Below are 14,404 nucleotides of genomic sequence, written 5' to 3' on the forward strand. Positions count from 1 at the left end.
GTACTGCGGGCAAAGTGGCCCTCGATTATAGGGGCTGGCGCCCGCGGCGGCATCCGTTGCGGCAGAAACGATCGGGCCGCAGCCGGTATGATGGAGCCCACTTCGCGCGGGGGCTCCCATGTTCAATCGCAACGCCGGCATCATCCTGCTGATCGCCCTGGCGGCGGGTCTCGGCCTGCTGGCCGCCCAGCAGGTGTTCGCGCCGAAACCGCCGGCCAATGCCCCGGCCACCGAAGCGATCACGCTGTACCCGCAGCCGCGCGAACTGCCCGACTTCAATCTGGCCCAGTCCGACGGCACCCGCCTGATCCCGGGCGAACTGAAGGGTCACTGGACCCTGGTGTTCCTGGGCTTCACCTTCTGCCCGGACGTCTGCCCGACCACCCTGGCCGAGCTGGCCGGCGCGCAGAACCAGTGGGAGGCCCTGCCCGACAGCCTGCGCCCGCGCGTGCTGTTCATCTCGGTCGACCCGGACCGTGACAGCGCCACCCGCCTCGGCGAGTACGTGCACGGCTTCCACAAGGACACCCTGGCCGCCACCGCCGATGTGCCCTCGCTGGAGCGCTTCGCCACCTCGCTGGGCTTCGTGTTCCAGAAGGTGTCGGGCAAGCACTTCGACGAGAACCCCGAGGATTACACCGTCGAGCACTCGGCCAGCCTGGCCGTGCTCGACCCGCAGGGCCGCCTTGCCGGCCTGGTGCGGCCCCCGTTCAACGCGCCGGCCATTGCCCGCGACCTGCAGAAGCTGACCGAGAAAACCGCCCCATGAGCCTCACCACCGCCCTGACGTACGCCCTGCCCCACCGCCTGCTGTCCTCGATGGCGCGTTCGCTGGCGTACTCGGACGATCCGCGCGTATCGCGCTGGCTGATCGACACGGTCACCCGCAAGTTCAACGTCAACCTGGACGAAGCGGCCAACCCGGACCCGCGCAGCTATGCGACCTTCAACCAGTTCTTCACCCGTGCGCTGAAGCCGGGTGCGCGCGTGGCCGATGCCGATCCGCGCAGCCTGGTGATGCCGGCCGACGGCCGCATCAGCCAGCTGGGGAAGATCGAGGCCGGCCGCATCTTCCAGGCCAAGGGCCAGTCGTTCACCGCCGCCGAACTGCTGGGCAGTGACGAGGACGCCAAGCCGTACAACGACGGCCTGTACGCCACCGTGTACCTGTCGCCGCGCGACTACCATCGCGTGCACATGCCGTGGACCGGCACCCTGCGCGAAACCGTGCACGTGCCTGGCCGCCTGTTCAGCGTCGGCCCGGCCGCCGTCAACGGCGTGCCGCGCCTGTTCGCGCGCAACGAGCGCCTGGTCTGCCATTTCGATACCAGCTTCGGCCCGATGGTCAGCGTGATGGTCGGTGCGCTGCTGGTGTCCGGCGTGGAAACCGTGTGGAGCGGCGAAGAAATTCCGGCCTACGGTGACCGCATCACCCGCAAGGACTACCGCGGCCAGGGCATCCAGCTGGAGCGTTTCGCCGAGATGGCGCGCTTCAACTACGGCTCGACCGTGATCGTGCTGCTGCCGCCGGGCGTAGCCGAGTTCGCCCCGCAGCTGGGCGCCGAAAGCCCGGTGCAGCTGGGCCAGGCGCTGGCGAAGCTGCGCTGAGGCTTCGGTAGTGCCGGCCGCTGGCCGGCATCTCCGTTGATCCAACGCGACGAGCATTGCCGGCCAGCGGCCGGCACTACCGGTACGCGCGTTACTGCAGGGCCGGGGCCGGGCCGACGTCCATGCCGTCGTAGTCTTCCACGCCCTTCTCCGCGGCCAGCGCTGCGAATTCCTGGTTGCGGCGGTCAAGCGAGGCTTCGTCGTGGATCTCCACGCGCTCCACATGCAGCACGTGGAACGGCGCGTCGCCCTCTTCCGGATCCTGCTCGAACAATTCCACGAAGGTGTAACCCTGCGCCTGCAGGTGCTGCGCCAGTGCCTGCAACGGCTCGGCAGTGGAGTGCACGAAGAAGTACCCCCACAGCAACGGGCCGGTGATGTCCCAGTCGGTGTTTTCGCGGAGGTTGGCGAACAGGTTGCGGGTGTCTTCGAGGTCCATGCGGATTCCAGGGTCGGGGGGATTACTTGTCGCAGCCCTGCAGCTTCAGCGTCTGGCCGTGGCGCAGGCTGTAGGCCGGGGCCTTCAGGCCATTGGCACGGGCCAGGGTCGGCACGTCGCACTGGAACTTGGCCGCGATGGCGCCCAGGGTTTCACCCCGGCCCACCTTGTGGCTGCGCACCGGCTTCGGGCGCGCCGCCGGGCGCGGCGTGGCCACCGGAGCGACCGGTGTGGTCGGCACGCTGGTGGAGGCCGCGGCGTCGGCCACCGGCACCACGCCGCCCACGGCCACGCTGCCGGTGTAGCTGGCGGCGGTCGGGCGCTTGATCGCCGCGTTCAGATCGGCGGTGATCAGGGTGCGGGCCAGGTCGGCACGCGGGCCACTGACGCAGTTGCGCTGGTACAGGCCGGCAATGCGGGTGGTGGCGTTGATCAGCGTGCCGGCCGGAATCCAGCCATCGGCCTCATAGCGCGGATTGAGATTGCGCAGCGCGCATGTAGCCATCACGGGTGCCGTGGCTGCCCAGGCAGATGGTCAGTTCGTAGATGGTGGTGGACTTGGCCAGGCGCAGCGTGGCCGGCTGCGCACTGATCTTCGGCAGCTCCACACCGTACTGCTGCGGGTGCAGGAAGATCCAGGCCGCGGCGATCACCATCGGCACGTAGTCCTTGGTTTCACCGGGGAACTGGTTGTAGACGCTGTCGGTCCAGAAGCTCTGGCCACCGCTCTGCTTGAACACGCGCGCGGCGCGGCCTTCGCCACCGTTGTAGGCGGCCACCGACATTTCCACGTTGTTGTTCAGTTCGCGCAGGCGCTCGTTGAGATAACTGGCGCTGGCCTCGGCGGCACTGCGTGCGTCAAAGCGCGTGTCGAAGCCGGTGCCGTCCGGGCCCAGGCCGAAGCGGCGGCCGGTGGCCGGCATGAACTGCATCAGCCCGGCGGCGCCGGCACGCGAGGAGGCATGCACACGGCCGTTGGACTCCTTGGCCATGATGCCGAACAGCAGCGCCTCCGGCAGACCACGCTTTTCCCACTCCGGCCACATCACCGCGCGCAGGTTCTGGTAGTTCTCGTAGCTGGTCAGCAGCGCCGGGCGCATGTCGGTCAGCCAGCGGCGGATGCCGGCCTGCACCGCCGGGTTGTATTCGACCATGCTGTCGAAGGCATGTCGCTTGTCGTTGAGCAGCGCTGCAGCGCGCGGCCTCCGGCACGTCGGCGGTAAGCGGGCCGATATGGTCGGGGTCGGCTTCCAGGCGGTCACCACCTTCATCGGCCACGTCATCGCTGGCAGCGGCATCAGCATCATGCTTGAGCAGGCGCTTGTAGCTGGCCAGCAGGGTGCCCATCTGGCAGCCCTTCTGCTTCACGCAGTCGTTGAGGACATCTTCCATGTCCTCCAGCGCGGCGTCCGCCTCGTTGCTGCCCTTGGGGTCGGCATTGGCGACCAGCAGCAGCGCATCGCTGTAGCGCTTCTCGGCGGCGGTCATGCGCTGCTGCAGCGCATCCACCTTCACCTTGTCCCGGGCCGAAACCCGCTGCGCATGGGCGTCGGGCGCCAGGGAAACCAGGCCGGCCAGGGCCAGCAGCGGCCAACCGCGGGAAATCAGGACAGGAACGGGCATTGATGGCACTGTGTGCGAAACAGGCAGGCAGAGTAGCGGCGCCGCCAAGGTCCGGGCAAGCCGACCTTCGGCCCGTCACCGCCGGCGGTTAACATTGGGCTATTCACCACAAGGGCTGGACCATGGATCCGATTCTGCTCGGCAAAGGCATCACCGATGATATTGCCGTCACCCTGCTGCCGAAACTCGGCAACCGCCACGGCCTGGTGGCCGGCGCCACCGGTACCGGCAAGACCGTGACCTTGATGACCCTGGCCGAGGGCTTCTCGCGGCTGGGCGTGCCGGTGTTCCTGGCCGATGTGAAGGGCGATGTGTCCGGCCTGGCCGTGCCCGGCACCGGTGCCGAGAACCTGCTCAAGCGCGCCGCCGAGATCGGCGTGGCCGACTACGCGCCGGCCGCCAGCCCGACCATTTTCTGGGACCTGTACGGCAAGCTCGGGCACCCGGTGCGCACTACGGTCAGCGAAATGGGCCCGACCCTGCTGGCACGCATCCTCGAGTTGAACGACACCCAGGCCGGGGTGCTCGATATCGTATTCAAGCTGGCCGACGATCGCGGCCTGCTGCTGCTGGACATGGATGACCTGCGCGCCCTGCTCGGCCTGGTCGCCGAGGAGCGCAAGGACATCTCCACCGAGTACGGCCTGGTCAGCGCGCAGTCGATCGCCGCGATCCAGCGTTCGGTGCTGCGCCTGGCGCAGGACGGTGGCGAGAACTTCTTCGGCGAACCGGCGCTGGAACTGGCCGACATCATGCGGGTCAACCACGACGGCCGCGGCATGATCGGCATCCTCGCCGCCGACCAGCTGGTGCTCAAGCCCAAGCTGTATTCCACCTTCCTGCTGTGGCTGCTGTCGGAACTGTTCGAGCAGCTGCCGGAAGTGGGCGACCTGGACAAGCCGAAGCTGGTCTTCATCTTCGACGAGGCCCACCTGCTGTTCGACGACGCACCGGCCTCGCTGGTGCAGCGTATCGAGCAGGTGGTGCGCCTGATCCGCTCCAAGGGCGTGGGTGTGTACTTCTGCTCGCAGTTCCCCGACGACGTGCCAGGCAACATCCTCGGCCAGCTCGGCAACCGCGTACAGCACGCACTGCGTGCGTTCACCCCGCGCGACCAGAAGGCGGTGAAGACCGCTGCCGAGACCTTCGTGCCGAATCCGAAGCTGGACGTGGCCAAGGTGCTCAGTCAGCTCGGTACCGGCGAAGCACTGGTCTCCACGCTGCAGGACAAGGGCGTGCCGATGCCGGTGCAGCAGACGATGATCGCACCGCCGCGCTGCCGGATGGGGCCGATCACCGAGGCCGAACGTGCCCAGGTGCGTGCCGGCAGCCCGGTCGGCACCCGCTACGACACCGCGATCAACCGCGAATCGGCCGCCGAGCTGCTGGCCCAGCGCGCAGAAGACGGTCGAGCAGGCGCAGGCGCCGGCGGCCCGCAGCCGCGAGCAGGACGAGGCGCAGGAAGGCGGTTTCGGCCAGGCGATCAAGGATGCGATCTTCGGCACCAAGCGCCGCCAGGGCATGATCGAGACCATGGCCAAGCAGACCACGCGTACCGTTGGCACCAAGCTGGGCAACCAGATCGTGCGCGGCCTGCTGGGCGGCATCTTCGGCGGCAAACGCTGACCTGCCCTCCCGGGGTCGGAGGCCTTTCCTGTGGAAAGGACCCGGCCCCATCGTTCCCCTGAAAAGAAGTTGCACCACATGTCGCGTTGGCGTCCCCCTGCAGAAAAGAGTACCGCCCTGATCACCGCCTCCGGCCACGCCCGGTTGAAGGCCGAACTGGATGAGCTGTGGCGTGTGCGCCGCCCGGAGGTGGTGAAGGCGCTGGCCGCCGCTGCCGCGGAAGGCGACCGCTCCGAGAACGCCGAGTACACCTACCGCAAGAAGCAGCTGGGTGAAATCGACCGCCGCGTGCGCTACCTGACCAAGCGGCTGGAATCGCTGCGCGTGGTCGACACCACGCCGACCGATCCTCAGGCGGTGTTCTTTGGTGCGTGGGTGGAACTGGAGAACGTGGACAGTGGCGACACCAGCCGCTATCGCATTGTCGGCCCGGATGAGACCGACGCAGGCCTGGGTTGGATCAGCATCGATTCGCCGCTGGCACGTGCACTGCTGAAGAAGCGGCTGGATGATGAATTCTCGGTGGAGCTGCCCGGCGGCCAGTTCACCTTTGCGGTAATCGGGGTGGAATACGAGCCGTTGTAGAGTCGACTGTCAGTCGACTACCGCGCGAAGCGCGGCACAAACCTCCGCAGCCGGACGGCAAACGCACCGCGATCCTCAATCGCGGTTGATGACTCGCCGAAGCCATCTGTCAGGCGTTCACGGCCTCGGAACGAAGAGCAGTCGACTGACAGTCGACTCTACATAGCCCCGTGCAACGGCGGCGGATACTGGCGGCCGGCACGCAACGGGCGGAAGTACTCGGCATCTGCATAGAAGTCGGCGTCCTGTCTCTCGTGCCAGCCCGGAACTCCAGCCAACGGCAGCGGACGCAACTGCAGGGGATCGGTCACTGCCCTGCCTTCGGCGATGGCCGCGGTCACTGCGTCAACGCAGGTGACATCAGCTTTGCCGTGCACCACCACGCACTTGCCCACCAGCCGGCGGCTCGGCAGCAGCGCCTGCTCCATCAGCGCGTGCCCGAATACCGCAGCGATGGCGATGTCGCCGCTCAGCCAGTGTCTCGATTCGAACAGCGCACACCAGTCGTGCACATCCCAGGCAGCCAGCAGCGTGTGATCGCGCACACGCACGATCACGCCGGTTTCGTCGAACTGGGTCAGTGCCGCCTGCGCGCGGTTGCGCTGACCCGGCGGCATCGCCTCGATATGCCGGCACTGCTGCGCATTGAGCGCCTGCTTGAGCTGCGGGTAGTGGGCCCACACCAGTGCGTTGAACAGGTCATGCCAGTTGTCGGCGCGGGTGGCGATGCGGCCCTGTGCGATGCGGGCTTCGTAGTGCAGGCCGTCGGCCAGCAGCGTGGCATCCTGCTCGATCAAGTGCTTGCCGGGCAGTGGCAGGCGCGCATCGAGCACGGCGACGGCCGGCCACTCCAGGCCTTCCAACAGATCACGAACGTCGCGCAATCCGGCAAACACCGGGTGCCCGAACACCTGTGGATCGACCGCCGCACGCGGCGGCGGCACGAAACGGCGGACGCCGCCCCCGTCACCGGCGGCGGTCGTCGCCGCGGTCACAGCATCTTGAGATCGAATGCCGGGCGGGTGGCGGCCGGCAGCGCGTCACCGTACAGGTCGTGCTCGTCGCTCTCGGTGATGTCCACGTCGACGAACTCACCCACGCGCAACGGCACCTGGTCGGCATTCTGGATGTGCACCAGGCCATCGATCTCCGGGGCATCGGCCTTGGAACGGGCCACCGCGATATCGCCTTCGATGGCGTCGACCAGGCACTGCTGCACGGTGCCGATCTTGGCCTCCAGGCGCGCAGCGGAAATCTGCGCCTGCTTTTCCATGAAACGGGCCAGGCGCTCCTGCTTCACTTTCTCCGGAACCGCATCCGGCAGGTCGTTGGCGGTGGCACCCTCGACCGGCGAATAGGCGAACGCGCCGACGCGGTCCAGCTGCGCTTCGTCGAGGAACGACAGCAGCTCTTCGAACTCGGCCTCGGTCTCGCCGGGGAAGCCGACGATGAAGGTGGAACGCACGGTGATGTCCGGCGCGATGCGGCGCCAGTTCTGCACGCGCTCCAGGGTCTTCTCGACCGCGCCGGGGCGCTTCATCAGGCGCAGGATGCGCGGGCTGGCATGCTGGAACGGGATGTCCAGGTACGGCAGGATGCGGTTTTCGGCCATCAGCGGCACCACCTCGTCCACATGCGGGTACGGGTAGACGTAGTGCATGCGCACCCACGCATCCAGCTCGGACAGGCCTTCGCACAGCGCCTTCAGGCGGGTCTGGTAGGCCTTGTCACGCCACATCTTCTCGGCGTACTTCACGTCCACGCCATAGGCCGAGGTGTCCTGCGAAACCACCAGCAGCTCGCGCACGCCACCACGCACCAGGCGCTCTGCTTCACGCAGCACTTCATCCACCGGGCGCGAGACCAGCTTGCCGCGCATCGACGGAATGATGCAGAAGCTGCACTTGTGGTTGCAGCCCTCGGAAATCTTCAGGTAGGCATAGTGACGCGGGGTCAGCTTGATGCCGTAGTCGGGCACCAGGTCCACGAACGGATCGTGCTTGGGCGGCAGCGCTTCGTGCACCGCTTCCATCACGCTCTGGTAGTCCTGCGGGCCGGACACCGCCAACACGTTCGGGTACGCCTCGCGGATCTGCTCCGGGCGCTTGCCCAGGCAGCCGGTGACGATGACCTTGCCGTTCTGGTTCATCGCCTCGCCGATCGCGTCCAGCGACTCGGTCACCGCCGAATCGATGAAGCCGCAGGTATTGACCACCACCACGTCGGCCGAATCGTAGGACGGCACGATGTCGTAGCCTTCCGAGCGGAGCTGGGTAAGGATGCGTTCGGAATCGACAAGGGCCTTCGGGCAGCCAAGGCTGACGAAGCCGACTTTGGGGTTCAGCTGGGACATGGAATCGCGGGACTCTGGGGGCCTGGGCCCCTGCCGTCGTGGCAGGGGTTCCTGGGGGCCGGGGCCTGAAAGGGCGCCAGTATACCGGGGTTGGCGGCCGCGCTCTGAATGGCCAGCCGCCCGATCACGCACAGCCGCTGACACCGCGCTAACCCACGCAGCGCCGACAATGCCGTTCTGTTCCCCGCAACGAGATGGAAACGATGGCCGAGTGGATCACCCTGGATACGCATCACGGCCCGGTACGGGCCTGGCACGCCCTGCCGGAAGGTACCCCGCGTGGCGGGCTGGTTGTGGTGCAGGAAATTTTCGGCGCCAACCCGCACATCCGCGGCGTGGCCGAGCGCTTCGCGGCCGAAGGCTATGCGGTGCTGGCGCCGTCCTTTTTCGACCTGATTGACGGCACAGAAGCCGATCCGGACGCCCTGCCCTATGACGCCGACGGCGTGAAGCAGGGCCTGGAACGGGTCAGCGCACTGGGCATGGAGAAGGCGCTGGAGGTGGTCCGTGCCGCAGCGACCCGGCTGGCCCCCTACGGCAAGGTCGGCACGGTGGGCTACTGCTGGGGCGGCACGGTGGCGATGCTGTCGGCCCTGCGCCTGGGCCTGCCATCGGTCAGCTACTACGGTGCGCGCAACGTCCAGTTCCTGGATGAGACACCCAAGGCCCCGGTGATCTTCCACTTCGGTGCCCAGGACAAGAGCATTCCGCCGGAGGCCGTGCAGGCCCATCGCGAGAAGCTGCCGCAGATGGCCACCTTCGTCTATCCGGCCGACCACGCCTTCAACCGGGAGGTCGGACATGCGTATGATCCAGACAGCGCCACCCTGGCGCTGCAACGCACCCTGGACTTCTTCTCGGAGCATCTTGGATGAGCGAATTCGAACTCGATTCACGCCTGGCCACCGATAGCGTGCTGGTGGCGGAAGGACCGTTGTCGCAAGTGCGGCTGATGAACGACGAACGATTCCCCTGGCTGGTGCTGGTACCGCGCCTGGCCGGGGTGACCGAGTGGATCGAGTTGGACGGCGAGCAGCAGGACAAGCTGCGCACCGAGCTCAACCGCGCCTGCAAGGCCCTGAAGGGCTCCGACGGGGTGGAAAAGATCAACATCGGGGCGCTGGGCAACATCGTGCGCCAGCTGCATTTCCATGTGATCGGCCGCCATGACGGCGACCCCGCGTGGCCGGGCCCGGTCTGGGGCAGTGGCCCCGCGCACCGCTACGAGCCGGGTGCGCTGGACCAGCATGTCGCCTACTGGAAGGAACGGCTAGGATATCCAGCCCAGTCCTGAGCGTTTGCCGACCCGATGCGATTCAACCTCGTTGCCGCCGTCCTGCTGATCCTGATCGGCCTGTTCATGCTTGCCAGCAACCTCGGCTGGACGCACCTGAACCTGTCCAAGCTGCTGTTGACCTGGTGGCCGGTGGCACTGGTGGGCGTGGGCATCGCGATGCTGTTCGGTCGCGGGAAATAAGCTGGCGCCGGGCCATGCCCGGCGAGCGCAGCGTGTGGCCGCACCCATGAAAACGCCGGGCATGCCCGGCGCTTTCGTCATGCGATGGCGCGCCGCTCAGGTCCTCGGCAGGGTCACGCCGGTCTGGCCCTGGTACTTGCCACCACGATCGCGGTACGACGTCTCGCAGATGTCATCGGCGGCCGCCTGGAAGAACAGCATCTGCGCCACGCCTTCATTGGCGTAGATGCGTGCCGGCAGCGGCGTGGTGTTGCTGAATTCCAGGGTGACGTGGCCTTCCCACTCCGGCTCCAGCGGGGTCACGTTGACGATGATGCCGCAGCGCGCGTAGGTGCTCTTGCCCAGGCACACCACCAGGGTGTCGCGCGGGATGCGGAAGTACTCCACGGTGCGCGCCAACGCGAAGCTGTTGGGCGGGATGATGCATTCATCGCCGACGATATCCACGAAGCTGCCCGGATCGAAGTGCTTGGGATCGACGATGGTCGAGTTGATGTTGGTGAACACCTTGAACTCGCGCGAGCAGCGCACGTCGTAGCCGTAGCTGGAGGTGCCATAGCTGACGATGCGCTCGCCGTTGGCCTGCTTGACCTGCCCGGCCTCGAACGGCTCGATCATGCCGTGCTGCTCGGACATGCGGCGGATCCAACGGTCACTCTTGATGCTCATGCTTTGTCCTGGGGTACGAGGGGGCGCGAGGATTCTAGCAGGGGGCCGGGCGTCGCCGGCGGCCCCTGCCCTGGCACTTACAGCAGCGACGACAGGATCGGGATCGAGGCACGCGGACGCTTGCCAACCGCCTCGATCAGGCGCTGGGCGGCATGGCGGTAGGCCTGGGCCGGGACCGAATCCGGCTGGGCCACGGTGATCGGGGTACCGGAATCGCCCTGCTCGCGGATGCCGATCTGCAGCGGCAACGAACCCAGCAACGGCACGCCGTACTGCGCGGCCATGCGCTCGCCGCCGCCCTCGCCGAACAGGTGCTCGACATGCCCGCAGCTGCTGCAGGTATGCACCGCCATGTTCTCGACGATGCCGAGCACCGGCACCTCGACCTTCTCGAACATCTTCAGCGCCTTCTTCGCATCCAGCGTGGCGATGTCCTGCGGGGTGGTGACGATCACCGCGCCGGCCAGCGGGATCTTCTGGGTCAGGGTCAGCTGGATGTCACCGGTGCCCGGTGGCAGGTCGATCAGCAGGTAGTCCAGGTCATCCCACAGGGTGTCATTGAACAGCTGGGTCATCGCCGAGGTGGCCATCGGTCCACGCCAGATCATCGGCGTGTCTTCTTCGATCAGGTAGCCGATCGACATGGTGTCCACGCCGAACGCACGCAGCGGCTCGATGCTCTTGTTGTCCGGGCTTTCCGGGCGACCGGACAGGCCCAGCATGGCCGGCACGCTCGGCCCGTAGATGTCCGCATCAAGCACGCCCACGCGTGCGCCGAGCTGCTGCAGGGCCACGGCCAGATTGACCGCAGTGGTCGACTTGCCGACGCCGCCCTTGCCCGAACCAACCGCGATCACGTTGCGGATGCGGGCATGCGGCGTAAGTCCCTTCTGGACCTGGCTTGCATGGGGACGGCGGGGAGAACTGTTCACAACGAGCACCGGCGGGGTCAGGGGGAATAACCGAGCATCATACAAGCTGGACGTAACCTGACTGAAATTCAGGATTGCTACAGATTCGTGCACAGATTGTTAAGTTCATGTTACGTTCGACCCGCACTGTTTTGGGCTGCGGAGCTGGCATTTCCAGCCCGCGCGATGGCGCATGCGCAGTGCCGTTTTTGTTTTTGCTCTCCAATGGAACTACATGAACTACGTAAGCAACACCGCACGTCGCAACACGCTCGCCGTCGCCCTGATTTCCGCTCTGATGGCCGCCGCCCCGGCAATGGCCCAGGACAAGGCGACCAACCTGGACAAGATCACCGTCACCGGTTCGCTGATCCCGCAGACCCAGGTTGAAACCCAGACCCCGGTGATGTCCATCACCGCCCAAGACATCCAGACCCGCGGCTTCAGCAGTGTTGCTGAAGTGCTGCAGCAGTCGTCGCTGACCACCGGCGGCCTGCAGGGTGGCCAGACCTCGGGTTCGTTCACCCAGGGCGCCGAAGCTGCCGGCATGTTCGGCCTGAACCCGGGCTACACCAAGTACCTGATCAACGGCCGCCCGATGCTCTCGTATCCGGCGCTGTACAACGGCAGCGAAACCTTCAACAACATCAGCGGCATTCCGATCGACATCGTCGAGCGCATCGAAGTGCTGCCGGGCGGCCAGTCCTCGCTGTACGGCTCGGACGCAATCGCAGGTGTGGTCAACATCATCCTGAAGGAGCGCATGGACGGCGGCACCATGACCCTCCGTGGCGGCACCTACACCGAAGGCGGTGGCAGCAACATCCGCTTCAGCGCCGCCAAGGGCATCAACGCCTTCGACGACCGCTTCCATGCACTGTTCAACGTGCAGATCGAGAACGGCAGCCCGATCTGGGGCTACCAGCGCGACATCACCCGCCAGAACAACCCGGTCGGCTACACCGCCCAGGTTCCGTCGAACGACTTCGCCGTCATCACCAACGCTGACAACAAGCTGCTGATGATGGACCCGAGCCGTTGCGCGAACGTCGCTGGGCTGTATGACGGCACCACCGTGGTCGGCCAGCGCCCGTCGGGCGAGTCCTGCGGTTCGGTGTACAGCGCCGGCTACAAGACCCTGAAGAACGGCAAGAACAGCGGCCAGTTCTACTCGTCGATGACCTTCGACGTGAACGACAACTTCCAGCTGTTCGCCGATGTGCTGTACAGCAAGGAAAAGACCGAGTTCACCTCCGGCTCCAGCGCCCTGTGGTGGGGCACCAAGTCGAGCCTGGGCAGCTTCTACGACCAGGGCCTGGGCAAGGTCGTGAACCTGCAGCGCGCCTTCGCGCCGGAAGAAATCGGCCCGGGCCACTACAACAACATCATGAACTCCGACGAAAGCCGTGCCTACCAGGTCACCCTGGGCGGCAAGGGCATGGTCGGCGACTGGGACTACAGCGCCAGCTTCACCCGTGGTGAGTACCGCCTGGACCAGAACCGCTTCGTGCGCTGGAAGGACAAGATCGATGGCTTCTTCGGCGACAACGTGCTGGGCCCCAAGCTGGGCACCACCGCTGATGGCTTCGACATCTACAACCCGGACTACGCGGCCTTCTACTCGCCGATCACTCCGGACCAGTTCGCCAGCTTCACCGGCTACGGTACCCATCGCAGCAAGACCTGGCAGAACCTGGGCCGCGTGCAGGTGACCAACGGCTCGCTGTTCAGTCTGCCGGGCGGTGACGCCGGCCTGGCCGTCGTGCTGGAAGGTGGCAGCGAAGGTTGGGACTACTCGCCGGACCAGGCGTTCGTTGATGGCAATGTGTGGGGCACCACCGCTGTCGCCGGTGCCGGCCACCGCAGCAACTATGCGGTCACCAGCGAGCTGCGCATGCCGCTGCACGACAAGCTGACCGTCAGCGCGTCGGGCCGCTATGACGCCTTCAAGATTGCCGACAAGACCGTCGACAAGGCCACCTACAGCATCGGTCTGGAATTCCGTCCGATCGAGAGCCTGCTGCTGCGCGGCAAGTACGGTACCGCCTTCCGCGCGCCGACCCTGTCCGATGCCTTCCAGGGCATGAGCGGTTCGTACTCGTCCGGCCAGAACGACTACTACCGCTGCAGCCAGCTGGGCTACGGCCTGCGTGACGAGGCCTGCTCGTTCTACAAGAACACCTCGGTGTACAGCGAAAAGTCCGGCAACCCGGACCTGAAGCCGATCACCGCCGACGTCTGGAGCGCAGGCGTGGTATGGGCCCCGGTCAGCAACTTCTCGCTGTCGGCCGACTACTACAACTGGAAGATCAAGAACGAGGTCAAGACCCTCAGCAGCGACCAGCTGCTGCTGGCCGAGTACCAGTGCCACAACGGCCTGCCGAACAACACCTCGGCCAGCTGCGGTGACGTGACCAACTGGGTGTCCCGCGATGCCGGTGGCAACCTGACCCGCGTGTACACGCCGAAGCTCAACGTTGCCAGCCAGAACCTGGAAGCGGTGACCGTGGCGGCCAAGTACCAGCAGGATATCGGCCGCTTCGGCTCGCTGATGTTCTCCGGCAACTACACCAACATGCTGAAGCGTGAAGTGCAGCCGATGCCGGGTGCCGCCAAGCTGGATCTGCTGAGCGATCCGTACAACATGTGGTACTACGACAACTTCGCCAAGGTCCGCGGCGATCTGTCGGTGGCCTGGAACATCGCCAAGTTCACCACCACCGTGTACGCCAACTACGTCGGCAGCACCCCGAACTACCTGGCCTACACCGGCCGCAGCTACGGCTACGTCCACTCCTCCGGCGCCAAGGCCGGCAAGTGGGGTTCGTACACCACGTACAACCTGAGCATGAACTACCAGGCACAGGAAGATCTGGTCCTGTCGCTGATGGTCAACAACGTGTTCAACAAGCTGCCGGAAGGCCAGCGCTACAACTACCCGGGCAACGAATCGACCCCGTTCAATGACGGCTTCTACAGCGTCTACGGCCGCCAGATCTCGGCCCAGGTCAAGTACAACTTCTGATCCCGTCGTTTTCCGGATTTCGTGTCTGGACCAGGCCCCGCTTCGGCGGGGCCTTTTTTTTGGTTCCAGGAAGCCTTCGGTAAAGCAT

12 protein-coding genes and 2 pseudogenes are annotated in these 14,404 nt (G+C 66.0%); 8 read left to right on the top strand and 6 right to left on the bottom strand.

Features of this window, described 5'->3' with window-relative positions:
* Positions 1-118 precede the first annotated feature (118 nt).
* Both ACZK2V_RS16400 and asd read left to right on the top strand, forming a co-directional pair.
* The gene (locus tag ACZK2V_RS16400) at positions 119-769 is read left to right on the top strand and encodes an SCO family protein (protein WP_329810641.1); all 651 of its coding nucleotides are present in this window, start codon (positions 119-121) and stop codon (positions 767-769) included.
* Positions 766-1,608: an archaetidylserine decarboxylase gene (gene asd, locus ACZK2V_RS16405; RefSeq protein ID WP_049436790.1), complete on the top strand. Its 843-nt coding sequence runs from the start codon at positions 766-768 to the stop codon at positions 1,606-1,608. Before ACZK2V_RS16400 ends, asd begins: the two co-directional genes overlap by 4 nt.
* 91 nt (positions 1,609-1,699) lie before the next feature.
* Here the strand turns inward: asd and ACZK2V_RS16410 are convergent, their stop codons facing one another.
* On the bottom strand, positions 1,700-2,047 hold the full coding sequence (locus tag ACZK2V_RS16410) for a ribonuclease E inhibitor RraB (protein ID WP_107433337.1): 348 nt from the start codon (positions 2,045-2,047) through the stop codon (positions 1,700-1,702).
* Positions 2,048-2,069: 22 nt separating this feature from the next.
* A pseudogene (locus tag ACZK2V_RS16415) lies at positions 2,070-3,670 on the bottom strand (transglycosylase SLT domain-containing protein).
* Between the two features lie 122 nt (positions 3,671-3,792).
* Here ACZK2V_RS16415 and ACZK2V_RS16420 point away from each other — a divergent pair.
* Positions 3,793-5,296, top strand: a pseudogene (locus tag ACZK2V_RS16420) (helicase HerA-like domain-containing protein).
* A gap of 78 nt (positions 5,297-5,374) precedes the next feature.
* A complete protein-coding gene (gene greB / locus ACZK2V_RS16425) occupies positions 5,375-5,881 on the top strand; it encodes a transcription elongation factor GreB (RefSeq protein WP_032128239.1) in 507 nt (168 codons plus the stop codon).
* A gap of 158 nt (positions 5,882-6,039) precedes the next feature.
* Here the strand turns inward: greB and ACZK2V_RS16430 are convergent, their stop codons facing one another.
* Both ACZK2V_RS16430 and rimO read right to left on the bottom strand, forming a co-directional pair.
* Positions 6,040-6,876, bottom strand: a complete 837-nt coding sequence (locus ACZK2V_RS16430) for a DUF3025 domain-containing protein (protein WP_486322589.1) — start codon at positions 6,874-6,876, stop codon at positions 6,040-6,042.
* Positions 6,873-8,234 carry a 30S ribosomal protein S12 methylthiotransferase RimO gene (gene rimO, locus ACZK2V_RS16435; protein WP_486322590.1) on the bottom strand — a complete coding sequence of 454 codons (1,362 nt, stop codon included), beginning with the start codon at positions 8,232-8,234 and terminating at the stop codon, positions 6,873-6,875. Before rimO ends, ACZK2V_RS16430 begins: the two co-directional genes overlap by 4 nt.
* A 203-nt stretch (positions 8,235-8,437) precedes the next feature.
* Here rimO and ACZK2V_RS16440 point away from each other — a divergent pair, with 203 nt between their 5' ends.
* The 3 genes from ACZK2V_RS16440 to ACZK2V_RS16450 are packed head-to-tail and all read left to right on the top strand — an operon-like array spanning position 8,438 to position 9,711.
* Positions 8,438-9,109 carry a dienelactone hydrolase family protein gene (locus ACZK2V_RS16440; RefSeq protein ID WP_125895846.1) on the top strand — a complete coding sequence of 224 codons (672 nt, stop codon included), beginning with the start codon at positions 8,438-8,440 and terminating at the stop codon, positions 9,107-9,109.
* Positions 9,106-9,528, top strand: coding sequence for an HIT domain-containing protein (locus ACZK2V_RS16445; protein ID WP_049423811.1), 423 nt, complete (start codon positions 9,106-9,108; stop codon positions 9,526-9,528). Before ACZK2V_RS16440 ends, ACZK2V_RS16445 begins: the two co-directional genes overlap by 4 nt.
* Before the next feature lie 15 nt (positions 9,529-9,543).
* Positions 9,544-9,711: a LiaI-LiaF-like domain-containing protein gene (locus tag ACZK2V_RS16450; protein ID WP_005418011.1), complete on the top strand. Its 168-nt coding sequence runs from the start codon at positions 9,544-9,546 to the stop codon at positions 9,709-9,711.
* Between the two features lie 96 nt (positions 9,712-9,807).
* Here the strand turns inward: ACZK2V_RS16450 and dcd are convergent, their stop codons facing one another.
* Entirely contained in the window at positions 9,808-10,380 is a 573-nt protein-coding gene (gene dcd / locus ACZK2V_RS16455) for a dCTP deaminase (RefSeq protein ID WP_010483020.1), read from the bottom strand.
* A 77-nt stretch (positions 10,381-10,457) separates the two neighbouring features.
* Positions 10,458-11,312 carry an iron-sulfur cluster carrier protein ApbC gene (gene apbC / locus ACZK2V_RS16460; protein ID WP_180845112.1) on the bottom strand — a complete coding sequence of 285 codons (855 nt, stop codon included), beginning with the start codon at positions 11,310-11,312 and terminating at the stop codon, positions 10,458-10,460.
* A 214-nt stretch (positions 11,313-11,526) separates the two neighbouring features.
* Here apbC and ACZK2V_RS16465 point away from each other — a divergent pair, with 214 nt between their 5' ends.
* On the top strand, positions 11,527-14,316 hold the full coding sequence (locus ACZK2V_RS16465) for a TonB-dependent receptor plug domain-containing protein (RefSeq protein ID WP_458075013.1): 2,790 nt from the start codon (positions 11,527-11,529) through the stop codon (positions 14,314-14,316).
* Positions 14,317-14,404 lie beyond the last annotated feature (88 nt).

The organism is Stenotrophomonas sp. 93052_Sma (assembly GCF_056481145.1).